Here is a 16,986-nt window from a genome sequence, read left to right on the forward strand (position 1 = left end):
GTCCGGAGGGCCCGCCGGGCTGCCTTAGAATCGGTCAATGAGCATCGAGGCTGCCCCCGACGTCCCTGCTCCGTTCGCCGCCCTCGGCCTGACCTTCGACGACGTGCTGCTCCTTCCGGGGTACAGCGACCTCGCGCCGACCGACATCGACACCTCGACGCGGCTGACCCGCGAGCTGACGATCCGGACCCCCCTCGTCTCGGCGGCGATGGACACCGTCACCGAGGCCCGCATGGCCATCGCCATGGCCCGTCAGGGTGGCCTCGGCGTGCTCCACCGCAACCTGTCGATCCACGACCAGGCCTACCAGGTCGACCTCGTCAAGCGGACGCAGACCGGCATGATCGCCAACCCGGTCACCATCGGCCCCGACGCCACGCTCGAGGAGCTCGACCAGATCTGCGGCGAGTACCGCATCTCGGGCCTGCCGGTGCTCGACGGCGACAAGAAGCTCATCGGCATGGTCACCAACCGCGACCTGCGCTTCACCCCGGTCGCCGAGTGGGCCACCACGCGCGTGCGTGACGTCATGACGCCGATGCCGCTCATCACCGGCCACGAGGGCATCAGCCGCGAGGACGCGACCGCCCTGCTGCGCCAGCACAAGCGCGAGCGGCTGCCGATCGTCGACTCCGAGGGCCACCTTGCCGGGCTCATCACCGTCAAGGACTTCGTCAAGAGGGAGCAGTTCCCCGACGCGAGCACGGACGGGGCGGGGCGCCTCATGGTCGGTGCCGCGATCGGCTACTTCGGCGACGCGTGGGAGCGCGCGACCACGCTCATCGAGGCCGGCGTCGACGTCCTCGTCGCCGACACGGCCCACGGCCACGTCCGGATGCTCCTCGAGATGGTCCAGCGCCTGAAGTCCGACCCGGCCACGCGCCACGTCCAGGTCATCGGCGGCAACGTCGCGACGACCGAGGGCGCCCAGGCCTTCGTCGACGCGGGCGCCGATGCCGTCAAGGTCGGCGTCGGTCCCGGCTCGATCTGCACGACCCGCATCGTCACCGGCGTCGGCGCACCGCAGATCACGGCCGTCCACGCCGCGGCCCAGGCGTGCAAGCCGGCCGGCGTGCCGGTCATCGCCGACGGCGGCCTGCAGTACTCCGGTGACATCGCCAAGGCGATCGTCGCCGGCGCCGACGCCGTCATGGTCGGTTCCCTGCTCGCCGGCTGCGAGGAGAGCCCGGGTGAGCTGATCTTCGTCAACGGCAAGCAGTTCAAGAGCTACCGCGGCATGGGCTCGCTCGGCGCCATGAGCAGCCGCGGCAAGAAGTCGTTCTCCAAGGACCGCTACTTCCAGGCCGAGGTCGACTCCGACGACAAGATCGTGCCCGAGGGCATCGAGGGCCGCGTCGCCTACCGCGGCCCGCTGTCGGCCGTCGCGCACCAGATGGTCGGCGGCCTGCGCCAGTCGATGTTCTACGTCGGCGCCCGCACCGTGGCCGAGCTGCAGCAGAAGGGCCGCTTCGTGCGCATCACGTCGGCCTCGCTCAAGGAGAGCCACCCGCACGACATCCAGGGCATCGTCGAGGCGCCGAACTACACGGTCGGTCGCTGAGCCACCGGCCGACGCCCGTGCCCCGCACCCGCGGGGCACGGGCGTCGACGCGTCGCCGGTAACCTTGCGGCGTGACTGAGATCGAGATCGGCCGAGGCAAGCGCGGCCGCCGTGCGTACTCCTTCGACGACATCGCGGTCGTGCCCTCGCGGCGCACCCGCGACCCCGAGGAGGTCTCGGTCGCCTGGCAGATCGACGCCTACCACTTCGACCTGCCGGTCATCGGGGCGCCGATGGACTCGGTGATGTCGCCCGAGACCGCGATCGCCTTCGGCCGGCTGGGCGGCCTGCCGGTGCTCGACCTCGAGGGCCTGTGGACCCGCTACGAGGACCCGGCCCCGCTGCTGGCCGAGATCGCGGCGCTCGGCCCGGAGTCGGCCACCTCGCGGATGCAGGAGATCTACGCCGAGGAGATCAAGCCCGAGCTGATCTCCGCGCGCCTCAAGCAGATCCGCGACGCGGGCATCACCGTCGCCGGCGCGCTGTCGCCGCAGCGCACCCAGGAGCACTGGAAGACCGTCGTCGACGCCGGCGTCGACCTGTTCGTCATCCGCGGCACCACCGTCTCGGCCGAGCACGTCTCCGGCCGGGCCGAGCCGCTCAACCTCAAGCGCTTCATCTACGAGCTCGACGTGCCGGTGATCGTCGGCGGCGCGGCGTCCTACACCGCCGCCCTGCACCTCATGCGCACCGGCGCCGCGGGCGTCCTCGTCGGGTTCGGTGGAGGCGCCGCCCACACCACCCGGCTGACCCTGGGCATCCACGCCCCGATGGCCTCGGCGATCGCCGACGTGGCCGCCGCCCGGCGCGACTACATGGACGAGTCCGGCGGCCGCTACGTGCACGTCATCGCCGACGGTGGCATGGGCCGCAGCGGCGAGATCATCAAGGCCATCGCCTGCGGCGCCGACGCGGTCATGCTCGGCGCGGCCCTGGCGCGCGCGACCGAGGCGCCCGGCCGCGGATACCACTGGGGGCCGGAGGCCCACCACCAGCAGCTGCCGCGCGGCGAGCGCGTCGCGGTCGGCGCGCTCGGCTCGCTCGAGGAGATCCTGCTCGGGCCCGGCCGGGTCGCGGACGGCACCACCAACCTGATCGGGGCGCTGAAGCGGGCCATGGCCACGACCGGCTACTCCGATCTCAAGGAGTTCCAGCGCGTCGAGGTCGTCGTCGCGCCCTACCAGCGCAGCTGACGCACCTCGAGGGGGTCGCGATGGAGTCCACAGCCCTGTCCCCGGCCGAGCGCACCCGCGCCCTGGCCGCGATGCAGGAGGAGGAGCTCGACGTCGTCATCGTCGGTGGTGGCGTCGTGGGGGCCGGCGCGGCCCTCGACGCCGCCACGCGCGGGCTGTCCGTCGCGATCCTCGAGGCGCGGGACTGGGCCTCGGGCACCTCGAGCCGGTCCAGCAAGCTGATCCACGGTGGCCTGCGCTACCTGGAGATGCTCGACTTCCGGCTGGTGCGCGAGGCCCTGCGCGAGCGGGCGCTGCTGCTGCGCACCCTCGCCCCGCACCTGGTCCGGCCGGTGCCGTTCGTCTACCCGCTGACCCACCGGCTGTGGGAGCGGCCCTACGTCGGTGCCGGGCTGACCCTCTACGACTCGATGGGGGCGGTCTCGGCCGCCTCCCGCGGGGTGCCCCGGCACCGGCACCTCACCCGTCGGCAGGCGCTGTCCCTGGTGCCCAGCCTGCGCAAGGACTCCCTGGTCGGCGCGGTGCAGTACTACGACGCCCAGGTCGACGACGCCCGCCACACGATGACCCTGGTGCGCACCGCCGTCGCCTACGGCGCGCTGGCCGCGAACCGTTCCCGCGTCATGGGGTTCCTCCGGCAGGGGGAACGGGTCACCGGGGTCCGGGTGCGTGACCTGGAGAGCGGGCGCGAGCTGGAGATCCGCGCCAAGCAGGTGCTCAACGCCACCGGCGTGTGGACCGACGAGACGCAGGCGATGGTGGGGGAGCGCGGGCAGTTCCGGGTGCGCGCCAGCAAGGGCATCCACCTGGTCGTGCCCCGGGACCGGATCCAGTCCCAGAGCGGGCTGATCCTGCGCACCGAGAAGTCGGTGCTGTTCGTCATCCCGTGGGGCAGGCACTGGATCATCGGCACCACCGACACCGACTGGAGCCTGGACAAGGCCCACCCGGCGGCCAGCAGCAGCGACATCGACTACCTGCTCCGGCACGTCAACCGGGTCCTCACCACACCGCTCAGCCGCGAGGACGTCGAGGGCGTGTATGCCGGGCTGCGGCCCCTGCTCGCGGGCGAGAGCGAGCAGACCTCCCAGCTCTCCCGCGAGCACGTGGTCGGCCACCCCACCCCCGGACTCGTCGTCGTCGCGGGCGGCAAGTACACGACGTACCGGGTGATGGCCGCCGACGCGGTCGACGAGGTCTCGCGCGGGCTCGACGGGCGGGTGCCGTCGTCGTGCACGGCGCGGATCCCGCTGCTCGGGGCCGAGGGCTACGACGCGGCTTGGAACGCCCGGCACCGCACCGCCACCCGCTACGGCGTGCACGTCGCCCGGGTCGAGCACCTGCTGGGTCGCTACGGCTCGCTGGTCGAGGAGGTGCTCGACCTGTGTGCCGACGAGCCGGACCTGGCCCGGTCGCTGCCCGGCGCCGACGACTACCTCGCGGCCGAGGTCGTCTACGCCTGCACCCACGAGGGGGCCCGCCACCTCGACGACGTGCTGACCCGGCGCACCCGCATCTCCATCGAGGCCTGGGACCGGGGCGTCTCCTGCGCCGAGACGGTGGCCGCGCTGATGGCCCCGGTGCTCGGCTGGAGCGCCGAGCAGCAGCGCAAGGAGGTCGAGCACTACCTCGCCCGGGTCGAGGCCGAGCGCGCCAGCCAGGAGCAGCCCGACGACGAGACGGCCGACTCCGCCCGGCTCGGCGCCCCGGAGATCGTGCCGCTGAGCTGAGCCGTCCCAGCCCGTGGTTACCGACGGGTAGCCAAGGTGGGGTCGGCGAAATACGCTCTGGTCCATGGCCCCGGAGACCCTCGCCGACCCCGAGACCGACCCCACAGCGACGTATGCCGTGGACCCAGCGCTCGCGCGCCGGCTCACCTCGCTCGTGGTCTGCGCCCCACGCCCGCAGACGGTCCTCACGCACACGCCGATGACCGGGGCGCCCCTGGCCGCGCTGCCGATGTCCACCGTGGAGGACGTGGACGTCGCCTTCGCCGGGGCCCGGGCCGCCCAGCGCTCGTGGGAGCGCACCGAGCTGGCCCACCGCTCCCGGGTGCTGCTGCGCTTCCACGACCTGGTGCTCTCCGAGCAGGTCGAGCTGCTGGACCTGATCCAGCTCGAGTCGGGCAAGGCGCGTGCCCACGCGTTCGAGGAGGTCGCCGACACCGCGATCGTGGCGCGGCACTACGCCCGCCGGGCGCACGGCTACCTGCGGGCGCGCCGCCGCCAGGGGCTGTTCCCCCTGCTCAGCCAGGCCGTCGAGGTGCGCCACCCCAAGGGCGTCGTGGGCATCGTCTCGCCGTGGAACTACCCGCTGTCGATGGCGATCACCGACGCCATCCCCGCGCTGCTGGCCGGCAACGCGGTCGTCCTGCGGCCCGACACCCAGACCGCGCTGACCGCGCTGAAGGCGGTCGCCCTGCTGCGCGAGGCCGGGCTGCCGGAGGGCGTCCTGCAGGTCGTGCTCGGCGACGGGCCGACCATCGGCCAGGCCGTCGTCGACCGCGGCGACTACGTCTGCTTCACCGGGTCGACCGCGACCGGGCGCGCCGTGGCCGAGTCGGCCGCCCGCCGCCTGGTCGGCGTCTCCCTCGAGCTCGGCGGGAAGAACACGATGTACGTCGCCGCCGACGCCGACCTCGGCCGGGCCGTCGAGGGGGCGGTGCGGGCCTGCTTCTCCTCCGCCGGGCAGCTGTGCGTCTCGGTCGAGCGCCTCGCCGTGCACGAGGACGTCGCCGAGGCGTTCCTGCAGCGGTTCGTGCCGGCGGTGCAGCAGCTGCGCCTCGGCCCGGAGCTGGCCTACGGCACCGAGATGGGCACCCTCGCCTCGGCCGCCCAGCTCGAGCGGGTCGTCGCCCACGTCGAGGACGCCCGCAGCCGCGGTGCCCGGGTCCTGACCGGCGGCATCGCCCGGCCCGACCTCGGCCCGTACTTCTACGAGCCGACCGTGCTCACCGACGTCACCCCCGAGATGGCCTGCCGCCACGAGGAGACCTTCGGGCCCGTGGTCTCGGTCTACGTGGTCGGCTCCGACGCCGAGGCGGTCGCGCTGGCCAACGACAGCGAGTACGGCCTCAACGCCTCGGTCTGGACCCGCGACGTCGCCCGCGGCCGGCGGATCGCCGCCGCGATCAAGGCCGGCACGGTCAACGTCAACGAGGGCTACGCCGCGGCGTGGGGCAGTGTCGCCGCCCCGATGGGCGGCATGAAGGACTCGGGGCTGTCCCGCCGCCACGGCGAGGAGGGCATCCGCAAGTACACCGAGGTCCAGAACATCACCGCCCAGCACGTGCTCGGCTTCGGGCCGCCGTTCGGGATCAGCGACGAGGCCTGGGCCACCACCCTGACGCTGGCCCTGACCGTCATGAAGCGGCTCGGCCGCCGGTGACCGGCGGCGGGTTCGACCACGACGTCGTCGTCGTGGGCTCGGGCTTCGGCGGCTCGGTCACCGCGCTGCGCCTGGCCGAGAAGGGCTACCGGGTCCACGTCTACGAGGCCGGGCGCCGGTTCGAGGACGACGACTTCGCGCGCACCTCCTGGGACCTGCGCCGCTACCTGTGGGCGCCGCGGCTGAAGTGCTTCGGCGTCCAGCGGATCCACCGGCTGCCCGACGTCATGATCCTGGCCGGCGCGGGCGTCGGCGGCGGGTCGCTCAACTACGCCAACACGCTCTACGTGCCGCCGGAGCCGTTCTTCCGCGACCCGCAGTGGGCCGCGATCACCGACTGGCAGGCCGAGCTCGCGCCGCACTACGCCACCGCCTCCCGGATGCTCGGCGTGGTCACCAACCCCTGCGACGGGCCGGTGGAGCAGCTGATGCGGCAGACCGCCGAGGACCTCGGGGTGGCGGACACGTTCCGCAAGACGCCGGTCGGGGTGTTCTTCGGCCCGCCCGGGCAGCGGGTGCCCGACCCCTACTTCGGCGGCGCCGGGCCGGAGCGCACCGGCTGCACCGAGTGCGGCAACTGCATGGTCGGCTGCCGCGTCGGGGCCAAGAACACGCTGGTCAAGAACTACCTGGCCCTCGCCGAGCGCCGGGGGGTGAGCGTCGAGCCGCTGCGCACCGTCGTCTCGGTCCGCCCCGTCGACGAGACGCGCCGCGAGGCCGGCTACCTCGTCACGACCGAGGCGACCGGGGCCTGGTTCCGCAAGGCACGGCAAACCGTCACCGCAGGCCAGGTGGTCTTCGCCGCGGGTGCCTGGGGCACCCAGCGGCTGCTGCACCGCCTCCGGTATGCCGGTGAGCTGGCCGACCTCTCGCCGCGCCTGGGGGCGCTGACCCGCACGAACAGCGAGGCGCTCGGCGGCGCCATGACGGTGCGGGTGCCCCGCGACCTCGACCTGACCCGGGGCGTGGCGATCACGTCCTCGTTCCACCCCGACGCCGACACCCACATCGAGAACGTGCGCTACGGCAAGGGCTCCAACGCGATGGGGCTGCTGGCGACGATCCTCGTCGACGGGGGCGGGCGGGTGCCGCGGCCGGTGCGCTTCCTCGCCGAAGCCGTGCGCCACCCGGTGACCTTCCTGCGCTCGCTGTCGGTCCGGCGCTGGAGCGAGCGCACGGTCATCGGCCTGGTGATGCAGAGCCTGGACAACTCCCTGACCGTCTCGGCCCGGCGCCGGCTGCTCGGTGGCGTGGGCCTGACCTCCCGCCAGGGGCACGGCCAGCCCAACCCGACGTGGATCCCCGTGGCCAACGTGGCGCTGCGCCGGCTCGCGGCCCGGCTGTCCGAGCGGACCGGGCTCAAGGCCTACGCGGGCAGCTCGCTGGGGGAGATCGCGGACATCCCGATGACGGCGCACTTCCTCGGCGGGGCCGTGATCGGTGACAGCGCCGGGACCGGCGTGGTCGACGCCTACCACCGGGTGTGGGGCTACCCGGGCCTGCACGTCGTGGACGGCTCGGCGGTCTCGGCCAACCTTGGGGTCAACCCCTCGCTGACCATCACCGCGCAGGCGGAGCGGGCGATGTCGTTGTGGCCCAACGCCGGTGAGCCCGACCCACGGCCGGCGCAGGGTGCCGGCTACGCGCGGGTGGCGCCGGTGCCCGCCCGGGACGCGGTCGTCCCGGCGGGCTGAGCCGGCATCCGGCCCCGGACGTCACGGCGCCCCGGCCGGACGAGCCGACCGGGGCTGGGGTCCCGTGCCACCCCTGTGCAGCACAGGGCCCCGGAGTGAGGTGCATCTGCACCCCCCTGCAAGTGCAGATGCACCCGCTCCTCCGGGGTGTTCGTGGTGCGGCTGCGAACGAGCCGGGGGTGGAGTTCGCAGCCGCACCGGTGGCCGGGGCGTGAGCGCCCGACCGCCATGGAAACGACGACCCCGCACCGGGGTTACGGGTGTTTTGACCGAATTTCCAACGGATTCGGAGGTGCCCGTCCCCGGCGCGGCTCAGGAGCCGACGGCCCGCTGGGTGGCCGGTTCGGGCTCGTCGCGCCAGGAGCGCCACAGCGCGGCGTAGGCCCCGTCGGCGGCGATCAGCTCGTGGTGCGTGCCGATCTCGCTGATGTCGCCGTCCTCGACCACCGCGACCCGGTCGGCGTCGTGCGCCGTGTGCAGCCGGTGCGCGATGGCCACGACCGTGCGGCCCTCCACCACCGCCGCGAGCGAGCGCTCGAGGTGGCGGGCGGCTCGCGGGTCCAGCAGCGAGGTCGCCTCGTCGAGGACGAGGGTGTGCGGGTCGGCCAGCACCAGCCGGGCCAGCGCGAGCTGCTGGGACTGGGCCTCGGTCAGCCGGTGACCGCCGCTGCCCACGACGGTGTCGAGGCCGTCCGGCAGGGCCAGCGCCCAGTCGGCGGCGTCGACCGCGGCCAGTGCGTCGAGCAGGACGTCGCGGGTGGCGCCGGGGCGCGCCAGCAGGAGGTTGTCGGCCAGGGTGCCGACGAAGACGTGGTGCTCCTGGGTGACCAGGGCGACCTCGCCCCGCAGCCGGTCGAGCTCGAGGTCGACCAGGCGCACGCCACCGACCTCGACCCGGCCGCTGCGCGGCCCGTCGATCCCGGCCAGGAGCCGGCCGAGCGTGGACTTGCCCGCGCCGGACGGCCCGACGATGGCGAGGCGCTCGCCCGGGGTCAGGGCGAGCGACACGCCCTTGAGCACGTCGCGGCCGGACCGGTAGCTGTAGCGCACGTCCTCGACGTCGACCCGACGGTCGGCCGGCGCCTCGCCGGTGGCCTCGCGGTCCGGCGGGACGTCGGCGATGCCGATGACGCGGGCCAGGGACGTGGCCCCGACCTGGATCTCGTCGAGCCAGCTGAGCAGCTCGTCGAGCGGGCCGGCCAGCTGCTGGACGTAGAGCACCACCGTGGTCACCGTGCCCACGGTCGTGTGCCCGGCGGCGACGAGCCAGCCGCCCCAGACGAGGGCGCCGGCGACCGGCAGCAGGTAGGCGAACTCGATCTGCGGGAACCAGACCAGCCGCAGCCGCAGGGTGTAGACCTCGGCGTTGAAGCAGGCCCGGATCGCCTCGTCGATGCGCCGGCGGCGCTGGGGACGCAGGCCGAGGGCGTCGATGGTGCGGGCACCGTCGACGGTCTCGGTGATGACGCCGTTGGCGACGGCGTAGGTGGCGCGCTCGCGCAGGTAGCCGTCCGGCGCGAGCCTCAGGTAGCGGCGGGTCGACAGCCACATGATCGGCACGCCGAGCACGATCGGCAGGGCGACCAGCGGGCCGGTGACGACGGCGGCGGCGACGGTCAGGGCCGTGGTGATGACGGCGACGAACAGCGACGGGATGCCGAAGCGCACGACCTGCGAGAGCGCCTCGACGTCGTTGGTCGTGCGCGAGACGAGGTCGCCGGTGCCGGCCCGCTCGACGGTGGACAGCGGCAGCGAGGTCACCCGCGAGACGAACTGCTCGCGCAGCTGCGCGAACACCGTCTCGCCCATGACGAACGACTCGCGCCGTGCGGCCCACATCAGCGCCGTCTGCACGACGACCGACGCCGCCAGCCAGAGGGCCAGGGTGTCGACGTGCCGCTGCGTCGTGCCGTGGGTGACGGCGTCGACCAGGTCGCCGACGAGCCGCGGCGCCACCAGCGCCGCGAGCGCGGCCAGGGCGTGCAGGCCGACGACGCGGCCCATCGCGACGCGGTGCTCGCGCAGCAGCCCGCGGGCGTGGGCACGCACCGAGGCCGTGTCGGCCACCGGCAGGGTGCGGGTCGCCGGTTCGGTGGTCAGGGCCATGTCAGCCGTCCTCCCCTCGCACGACGGTGTCGCGGTATGCCGTGCAGCTCGCCATCAGCTCGTGGTGGGTGCCCGTGGCGACCGCCCGGCCGTCCTCGAGGAACACGACCCGGTCGGCCTGGTCGAGCACCAGCGGGCTGGCGGTCATGACGACGGTGGTGCGCCCGGCCCGGGCCCGCGCCAGCCGCCCGGCGATCCGCGCCTCGGTGTGGGCGTCGACCGCGCTGGTCGGCTCGACCAGGACGAGCGTGTCGGCCCCGGTGAGCAACGCGCGGGTCAGGGCCAGCCGCTGCCGCTGGCCGCCGGAGAAGGAGCGGCCGCGCTCCTCGACTTCGCTGTCCAGGCCGTCGGGCAGCGCCTCGAGCACGTCCTCGCCGCTGGCCACGGACAGCGCCGCGAGGATCGCGTCGTCGTCGTGGCGCCCGCGGGGGTCGAGCTCGTCGCGCAGGGTGCCGGTGAACAGGCGCGGGTCGGTCTCGCTGACCACGATCCGCCGGCGCACCGTCGCCAGGGGCAGGTCGGCCAGGGCCACGCCGTCGAGGTGGGCGTGGGTGCGGGTGCGGCCGAAGCGGCCGAGGCGGTCGGCCAGGGCCGAGGACTCCTCCGGCCGGGCGGTCACCACCGCGGTCAGGGCGCCGGGCTCGATGGTGACCCCGCTGGCGGGGTCGACGAGCGCGGCGTCCGCGGCGGGCTCGGGCACGGATGCGGCGCCCGGGGCCGGGTCGGCGTGGTCGGGCTCGACCGAGAGCACGCGGATGATCTTGCGGGCCCCGATGAACGCGCGGGTGGCCCGGTCGGCGAACTCGGTCGCGGTGCGCAGCGGGATGACCAGGAAGGCGGAGTAGCCGTAGAACGCGACCAGGTCGCCGGGGCTGATCGTGCCCTCGAGCGCGAACCGCGCACCGAGCCAGGTGACCAGCACGACGAAGACCCCCGGCAGCAGCACCTGGGCGGCGTCCAGGGCCGCCTGCACGCCGGCGACGTTGACGCCGACGCGGCGCACCTGCTGCGACTGCGCCTCGTAGCGGCGCAGGAACGTCTGCTCCCCGCCGATGCCGCGCAGCACCCGCAGGCCGGCGACCGTGTCGGCGCCGAGCGTGGTCAGCCGGCCGGACTCCTCGCGCTGGGCGGCCTGGCGCTTCTGCAGCGGCCGCAGGATGAACGACAGGGACGCCACGAGGACGGGCACCCCCAGCAGCACCAGCAGGCCGAGCGGCCGGCTCGTGCCGAGCAGCACGACGGCGACGACGACGTAGGACACGATCGCGCCCGCGAAGCGGGCGGTCACGTCGTACAGGCCACCGAGGCGCATGGAGTCGGAGGCGACCGTCGCGACCACCTCGCCGGTCGGCATGGTGCGCGGCAGGGCCTCGCCGGTGTCGGCGCCCTTGTAGCCGATGAGCTGCACGGAGCGGAACGAGGATCGCAGCCAGTTCTCCACGGCGAAGCGGTGCCGGGCGGCGCCGGCCCCGGCCCCGATGGCGCCGAGCAGCAGGATCACCCCGCCCCACAGCAGCAGGCGGGGGGTGTCGTGGCTGATGATGCCCTCGTCGATGCCGCGGCTGACCGCCAGCGGCAGCAGCGCCTGGCTGACCATCCAGACCACGCCGAAGCAGATGCCGCACAGCAGGGTGCGCCACTGTCCCCGGGCGATCCACCACAGGAGTCGGGCCGGGCTGCGCAGGTCGGGGGTGCCGGGGTCGGCGTAGGGAAGCTGCTGCATCAGGGGATCCACGGTATGGGTCGGCACTGACGCCCGGACACCGATTTTCGGCGTGCGCGAGGGGGTGGTGGCATGGCCCGATGGGACGACATCAAGGGCGGTTGAGGTCAAGCCCGCCATGCGGTCGCGGGGCGTCCAGCCGCGTCACCTAGCCTGAGGTCGTGCTGCGGACCGCCCTACGACCCCGCTGGCTGGGGCTGTTGGCCCTGGTCGTGGTCGTCATGGTCACCTTCACGATGCTCGGCCTGTGGCAGCTCAACGTCGCCCGCGACAAGGGCCGCGCCGAGGCGGTCAGGGCCGCGCCTCAGCGTCCGGTCGCCGCGCTCACCACGGTCGTGCAGCCGCAGGCCCAGTTCCCCGCCGACGGCTCCGGCCGGCGGGTCACCGCCACCGGCCGGTACGACGCGGCGGGGCAGGTCCTCGTGACCCCTCGCCTGCTCGACGGCAGGCGCGGCTACTGGGTCGTCACGCCCCTCGTGGTGGAGGGCACCGGGGCGCGCCTGGCCGTCGTGCGCGGGTTCGTCACCGACCCGGCCGCGGCGACCCGGCCCCCGGCCACCGGCCCGGTGATGGTCACCGGGAGCCTGGCGCCGGCGGAGTCTCCCACCGAGGGCGCTGCGCTCCCGGCCGGCCAGCTCGGCTCGGTCGACCTCGCGGACCTGGTGAACCGGTGGGGCGGGCAGATCTACAACGCGTTCGTCTTCGCCACTGCCGAGCGGCCCGACGTGACCACCGGGACGACGGCGTCGGCCGGGATCGTCCGGGTGCCGCCACCCCCGCCGGTCGGCGGGGGGCTGGCACTGCGCAACGCGGGATACGCCGTGCAGTGGTGGGTCTTCGCGCTCTTCGCCCTCTACATGTGGTGGAGGATGGTCCGCGACGAGCACGAACGTGAGCAGTCCCCGGCGCGTCCCGCGCCGGCCCCCCAGAAGGTCCGGAAAGAGGTAACTGATGTCTGAGCAGGCGATCGACAGCGCGCGGGCGGAGTCCATCCGCAAGGCGCTCGGCTACTACAAGGTGATGTCGATCGTGGCCGGTGTCGCGCTGTTCATCCTGTGCGTCGTGGTCTTCATCCACTACGTGCTGCACAACCCGAAGCCGTCGGAGACGTGGAGCCCGATCCACGGGATCCTCTACTTCGTCTACGTCCTCTCCACCGCCAACCTGGGGTTCAAGGTGGGCTGGAGCCTGCCGCGGATGATCCGGATCATGCTGGTCGGGTTCGTGCCCGTGCTCCCGTTCATCGTCGAGCCCAAGGTGGCCCGGGAGGTCGAGGGCCAGCTGGCCGCAGGTAGCCTTTCCGCGTGACTGAAGCGCTGCAGGCCCGGCCCGTCCTCGTCGTCGACTTCGGGGCGCAGTACGCCCAGCTGATCGCCCGGCGGGTGCGTGAGGCCAACGTCTACAGCGAGGTCGTCCCGCACACCATGCCGGTGGCGGAGATGCTCGCCAAGGACCCGGCGGCCGTGGTCCTCTCCGGTGGCCCGTCCTCGGTCTACGAGGAGGGCGCGCCCACGCTGGACGCCGCGCTGCTCGAGGCCGGCGTGCCGGTCTTCGGCATCTGCTACGGCTTCCAGTCGATGGTCAAGGCGCTCGGCGGCACCGTCGCCCACACCGGGCTGCGCGAGTACGGCGCGACCATGGCGTCGGTGTCCGACACGAGCTCGACGCTGTTCAACGGCCAGACCGCCGACCAGTCGGTGTGGATGTCCCACGGCGACTCGGTCTCCGAGGCCCCGGCCGGGATGCGGGTGACCGCCTCCACCCCGGGCGCGCCGGTGGCCGCGTTCGAGGACGACGAGCGCAAGCTCTACGGCGTGCAGTGGCACCCCGAGGTGATCCACTCGACCTTCGGCCAGCGGGTGCTGGAGAACTTCCTCCTGCGCGGTGCCGGGCTGGAGCCGACCTGGACCGCGTCCAACGTGGTCGAGGACCTCGTCGGCGCGATCCGCGAGCAGGTCGGCGACGCCCACGTGCTGTGCGCGCTCTCCGGCGGGGTCGACTCCTCGGTGGCCGCGGCGCTGGTGCAGAAGGCCGTCGGCGACCAGCTGACCTGCGTGTTCGTCGACCACGGGCTGCTGCGTGCCGGCGAGGCCGAGCAGGTCGAGCAGGAGTTCGTGGCCGCGACCGGGGTCGACCTGGTCGTCGTCGACGCGCGCGAGCAGTTCCTGACGGCGCTCGCCGGGGTGTCCGACCCCGAGGAGAAGCGCAAGATCATCGGGCGGGAGTTCATCCGCGTCTTCGAGCAGGCTGCGCGCGACGTCGTCGGGTCGGCCGACGCCGAGGGGCACCCGGTGGAGTTCCTCGTGCAGGGCACGCTCTACCCCGACGTCGTCGAGAGCGGCGGCGGCACCGGCGCGGCCAACATCAAGAGCCACCACAACGTCGGCGGCCTGCCCGAGGACCTGCAGTTCAAGCTGGTCGAGCCGCTGCGCACCCTGTTCAAGGACGAGGTGCGCCAGGTCGGCCTCGAGCTCGGCGTGCCCGAGGGGATCGTCTGGCGCCAGCCGTTCCCCGGTCCCGGCCTGGGCATCCGGATCGTCGGCGACGTGACCGCCGAGCGGCTGGAGATCCTGCGCGCCGCCGACCAGATCGCCCGCGAGGAGCTCACCGCAGCCGGCCTCGACCGCGACATCTGGCAGTGCCCCGTGGTGCTGCTCGCCGACGTCCGCTCGGTCGGCGTCCAGGGCGACGGCCGCACCTACGGCCACCCGATCGTGCTGCGGCCGGTGTCCTCCGAGGACGCCATGACCGCGGACTGGACCCGCCTGCCGTATGACGTGCTGGCCCGGATCTCCGGTCGCATCACCAACGAGGTGCGCGAGGTCAACCGGGTCGTGCTCGACGTGACGAGCAAGCCGCCGGGCACCATCGAGTGGGAGTGACCTCCCGGGCCTGACGAGCCCTGGGGTGTTGGTGACGGCGCCCTCGCCAGTTCGACACGGGTTCGTTCCCCCCGACACAGGTATGCCCCTGTGCCAGGTGACACGAACCTGCGTTGAGCAGCCTCGGCGGCCGGTGTCCACAGGGGTGACACCGGTCGTCCCGCTGTCCACAGGCGCGCGGGTCCGGGCTGGTCGGCCGCGACGGGCCCGGCGACGATGCCCGGATGAACGACCTGCTCACCGCACGGCTCGAAGCGCAGCATGGCGCCATCACGGCGGCCGACGCCGAGGCGTGTGGTGTCACCCGCAAGGCCCTGGCCCGGATGGTGGCCCGGGGCGCTCTGGTGAGGGTGCACCCGGGCCGCTTCGTGGAGTCGGCGCGTCTGGAGGGAGCCAGCCCGGAGCGCCAGCACGCCCTGCGCACGTTGGCGGTGGTGCGTGGCTTCGCTGACCGGCACGCCGCCAGCCACGTCTCGGCCCTGGCGCTCCATGGCCTGCCCGTCATCGGTGCGTCCCACGACAGGGTCCACGTCACGCGGACCACGCCTGGCCGTGGCCGGCGCACGGGGGACGTGGTCATCCACTCCCTCGAGGGGGCGCTCCCGGTGCGCCGCATCGCGGGAGTCCTGTCGGTGCCGTTGCCGCTGGCGGTCGTCCAGGCCACGGCATCGGCCGGCCTGGTCACGGGTGTGGCGGCTGCGGACGAGGCGTTGCGCCAACAGCGGGTCACCCGTCAGCAGCTGCAGGACGCCTTCACCGCCGGTCAGGTCACGCACGGTGTCGGCGACGTGCGCACGATGCTCGAGATCGCGGATGGAAGGTCCGAGTCGCCGGGTGAGTCGTGGACGCGAGTGTTGTTCAGGGCGATGGGGTTGCCATCGCCCGAGCTTCAGGCGCCGATCGCCGACGAGGACGGCTGGGTGTTCGCCGAGGTCGACTTCCTGTTCCGTCGGCAGCGAACGATCGTCGAGTTCGACGGGCTCCTGAAGTACGCCGGCGCCGACGGGAAACGAGCCCTCGTCAAGGAGAAGCAGCGGGAGGACCGTCTGCGTTCGCTCGGCTTCGCCGTGGTGCGGCTGACCTGGCGTGACCTGTCCGACCCGGGTCGGGTGAACCGGCTGGTCCGGGCGGCCCTTGCCCGTCAGGGTGCCATGGTGCGCTGAGGACCCATCGGCGCTTCACCTGACGGCGGCACAGGTTCGTGTCACCCGGCACAGGAATGACCCTGTGTCAGGTGACACGAACCTGTCACCTACGTCAGCGGGACGGTCGCGTCACGAACGTCAGCCACAGGATGAGGGTGCCGAGCAGGATCCCGGCCACCACGTCGCTGACCCAGTGGAAGTGCTTCCACACCAGGCCCCAGCCCACGAGCAGGGTCCAGGCGCCGGTGAGCACCAGCGCCCGGTTCCGCCAGCGTGGCCGCAGCACGGCGACCATCAGCGCGACCACGCCTACGCAGACCAGCGCCGAGGTGGTGTGCCCCGAGGGGAAGTAGCCCCAGTCCGCCTGCACCTCGCTGCCGGGCGGTCCGGGGCGGTTGATGAGGGTCTTGCCCAGCAGCACGGTCGCCGTGAGCAGGCCCAGCGCCGCCACCGGCGGGACCAGCGAGCGCCAGGACCGGGTCCGTGCCGCCACGAGCACGCCCACCGCGAACGCGACGGCCACGTTCGCCGCCGGCTGGGCGACCGTCGTGACGACGGTGGCCAGGCGGTCCAGCGCCGGGAAGGTCCCGTGCCGCGGCACGCCGGCGGACACCCTCGCGTCCAGGACGGTCACCCAGCTGTGCGTCACGACCGCCACGGTCAGCAGGCCGAGCCCCAGCACGAGCCCCAGGGGGACCAGCCAGCGGGAGCGCCCCGCGCGCACACCGGACTCCGCGTCGGCGACGGTCGGCACGGGCATGGCGCCGACGGTAGCCGCCCCGGCTGGGCGGCACCTGAGGATCCGCTCAGCTGGTCGAGGCCTGGAGCGCCGCGACCAGGACCAGCGCGGCGGCCAGGAGCCCCAGCGTCCCGAAGAACGCCCAGAAGCCCACCATCCCGGGCACCCGCTGGCGCACCGGGCCGACGCGGCCGCGCATGAACGTGAACATCGGCGGGGCGTAGAACAGCTGCTGCTCCTGGCCCTCCACCACGTCCACCCGTGCCGAGGCCTGCCCGTACCTCCACAGGTACTGGCAGCTGATGTCGACCGCGTTCGGCCCCACCCACAGGTCGAAGACGTTCTCGCCCCACCGCGCCGGGATCGGCTGGCCGTTGACCCGCACCTGCGGCGACAGCAGCGCCCCCCACGTCAGCCGGCTCTTCTGCATCGTCAGGCGCAGGCGCCCGGTCCCGGGCCGCGCCACCACCCCCATGTCGGTCATGGCGCACACCCTAGGGCCGAAGGGCTCGCAGCCGTGCGCGTCTCGCGGCCGGTGGGCGGACGGCATACAGCC

13 protein-coding genes are annotated in these 16,986 nt (G+C 73.5%); 9 read left to right on the forward strand and 4 right to left on the reverse strand.

The features are described from left to right. Positions 1–37 precede the first annotated feature (37 nt). The 5 genes from guaB to FB474_RS02460 all read left to right on the forward strand — a co-directional run bounded on the left by guaB (position 38) and on the right by FB474_RS02460 (position 7,835). Positions 38–1,561 carry an IMP dehydrogenase gene (guaB, locus tag FB474_RS02440; protein WP_141787208.1) on the forward strand — a complete coding sequence of 508 codons (1,524 nt, stop codon included), beginning with the start codon at positions 38–40 and terminating at the stop codon, positions 1,559–1,561. A 71-nt stretch (positions 1,562–1,632) separates the two neighbouring features. Beyond that, on the forward strand, positions 1,633–2,754 hold the full coding sequence (locus FB474_RS02445) for a GuaB3 family IMP dehydrogenase-related protein (protein ID WP_141787209.1): 1,122 nt from the start codon (positions 1,633–1,635) through the stop codon (positions 2,752–2,754). 20 nt (positions 2,755–2,774) lie between these two features. After that, a complete protein-coding gene (locus tag FB474_RS02450; RefSeq protein WP_141787210.1) occupies positions 2,775–4,484 on the forward strand; it encodes a glycerol-3-phosphate dehydrogenase/oxidase in 1,710 nt (569 codons plus the stop codon). A gap of 64 nt (positions 4,485–4,548) precedes the next feature. Next, positions 4,549–6,141, forward strand: a complete 1,593-nt coding sequence (locus tag FB474_RS02455; protein WP_141787211.1) for a succinic semialdehyde dehydrogenase — start codon at positions 4,549–4,551, stop codon at positions 6,139–6,141. Then, complete coding sequence (locus FB474_RS02460) at positions 6,138–7,835, forward strand: GMC oxidoreductase (protein ID WP_141787212.1); 1,698 nt, start codon at positions 6,138–6,140, stop codon at positions 7,833–7,835. Before FB474_RS02455 ends, FB474_RS02460 begins: the two co-directional genes overlap by 4 nt. Positions 7,836–8,147: 312 nt before the next feature. Here the strand turns inward: FB474_RS02460 and FB474_RS02465 are convergent, their stop codons facing one another. Continuing rightward, positions 8,148–9,941: an ABC transporter ATP-binding protein gene (locus FB474_RS02465; protein WP_141787213.1), complete on the reverse strand. Its 1,794-nt coding sequence runs from the start codon at positions 9,939–9,941 to the stop codon at positions 8,148–8,150. Position 9,942: 1 nt separating this feature from the next. Further along, positions 9,943–11,664: an ABC transporter transmembrane domain-containing protein gene (locus FB474_RS02470; RefSeq protein ID WP_141787214.1), complete on the reverse strand. Its 1,722-nt coding sequence runs from the start codon at positions 11,662–11,664 to the stop codon at positions 9,943–9,945. A 161-nt stretch (positions 11,665–11,825) separates the two neighbouring features. Between FB474_RS02470 and FB474_RS02475 the strand changes: the two genes are divergently transcribed. From FB474_RS02475 to FB474_RS02490, 4 genes are all read left to right on the forward strand, one after another. Next, positions 11,826–12,623: an SURF1 family protein gene (locus FB474_RS02475; protein WP_141787215.1), complete on the forward strand. Its 798-nt coding sequence runs from the start codon at positions 11,826–11,828 to the stop codon at positions 12,621–12,623. After that, the gene (locus tag FB474_RS02480) at positions 12,616–12,972 is read left to right on the forward strand and encodes a DUF3817 domain-containing protein (RefSeq protein WP_141787216.1); all 357 of its coding nucleotides are present in this window, start codon (positions 12,616–12,618) and stop codon (positions 12,970–12,972) included. The genes FB474_RS02475 and FB474_RS02480 overlap by 8 nt, the downstream gene beginning before the upstream one ends. Then, positions 12,969–14,546: a glutamine-hydrolyzing GMP synthase gene (guaA, locus tag FB474_RS02485; RefSeq protein WP_141787217.1), complete on the forward strand. Its 1,578-nt coding sequence runs from the start codon at positions 12,969–12,971 to the stop codon at positions 14,544–14,546. Before FB474_RS02480 ends, guaA begins: the two co-directional genes overlap by 4 nt. Before the next feature lie 224 nt (positions 14,547–14,770). Beyond that, positions 14,771–15,709 (forward strand): type IV toxin-antitoxin system AbiEi family antitoxin domain-containing protein, encoded by a 939-nt coding sequence (locus FB474_RS02490; RefSeq protein ID WP_141787218.1) that lies wholly within the window; start codon positions 14,771–14,773, stop codon positions 15,707–15,709. A 94-nt stretch (positions 15,710–15,803) separates the two neighbouring features. Here FB474_RS02490 and FB474_RS02495 read toward each other — a convergent pair whose 3' ends face one another. Together FB474_RS02495 and FB474_RS02500 are read right to left on the reverse strand one after the other, a co-directional pair. Beyond that, positions 15,804–16,451, reverse strand: a complete 648-nt coding sequence (locus FB474_RS02495; RefSeq protein WP_141787219.1) for a phosphatase PAP2 family protein — start codon at positions 16,449–16,451, stop codon at positions 15,804–15,806. A 46-nt stretch (positions 16,452–16,497) separates the two neighbouring features. Continuing rightward, complete coding sequence (locus FB474_RS02500) at positions 16,498–16,914, reverse strand: hypothetical protein (protein ID WP_141787220.1); 417 nt, start codon at positions 16,912–16,914, stop codon at positions 16,498–16,500. Positions 16,915–16,986: the final 72 nt, after the last annotated feature.

Source organism: Oryzihumus leptocrescens (genome assembly GCF_006716205.1).
In the GTDB taxonomy this organism is placed as follows: Bacteria; Actinomycetota; Actinomycetes; order Actinomycetales; family Dermatophilaceae; genus Oryzihumus; species Oryzihumus leptocrescens.

Bases quoted from the DNA above. Each gene is read 5' to 3' on its own strand.
- guaB (WP_141787208.1), top strand. From the start codon at position 38: ATGAGCATCGAGGCTGCCCCCGACGTCCCTGCTCCGTTCGCCGCCCTC.
- FB474_RS02450 (WP_141787210.1), top strand. From the start codon at position 2,775: ATGGAGTCCACAGCCCTGTCCCCGGCCGAGCGCACCCGCGCCCTGGCC.
- FB474_RS02455 (WP_141787211.1), top strand. From the start codon at position 4,549: ATGGCCCCGGAGACCCTCGCCGACCCCGAGACCGACCCCACAGCGACG.
- FB474_RS02465 (WP_141787213.1), bottom strand. From the start codon at position 9,941: ATGGCCCTGACCACCGAACCGGCGACCCGCACCCTGCCGGTGGCCGAC.
- FB474_RS02470 (WP_141787214.1), bottom strand. From the start codon at position 11,664: ATGCAGCAGCTTCCCTACGCCGACCCCGGCACCCCCGACCTGCGCAGC.
- FB474_RS02480 (WP_141787216.1), top strand. From the start codon at position 12,616: ATGTCTGAGCAGGCGATCGACAGCGCGCGGGCGGAGTCCATCCGCAAG.
- FB474_RS02490 (WP_141787218.1), top strand. From the start codon at position 14,771: ATGAACGACCTGCTCACCGCACGGCTCGAAGCGCAGCATGGCGCCATC.
- FB474_RS02495 (WP_141787219.1), bottom strand. From the start codon at position 16,451: ATGCCCGTGCCGACCGTCGCCGACGCGGAGTCCGGTGTGCGCGCGGGG.
- FB474_RS02500 (WP_141787220.1), bottom strand. From the start codon at position 16,914: ATGACCGACATGGGGGTGGTGGCGCGGCCCGGGACCGGGCGCCTGCGC.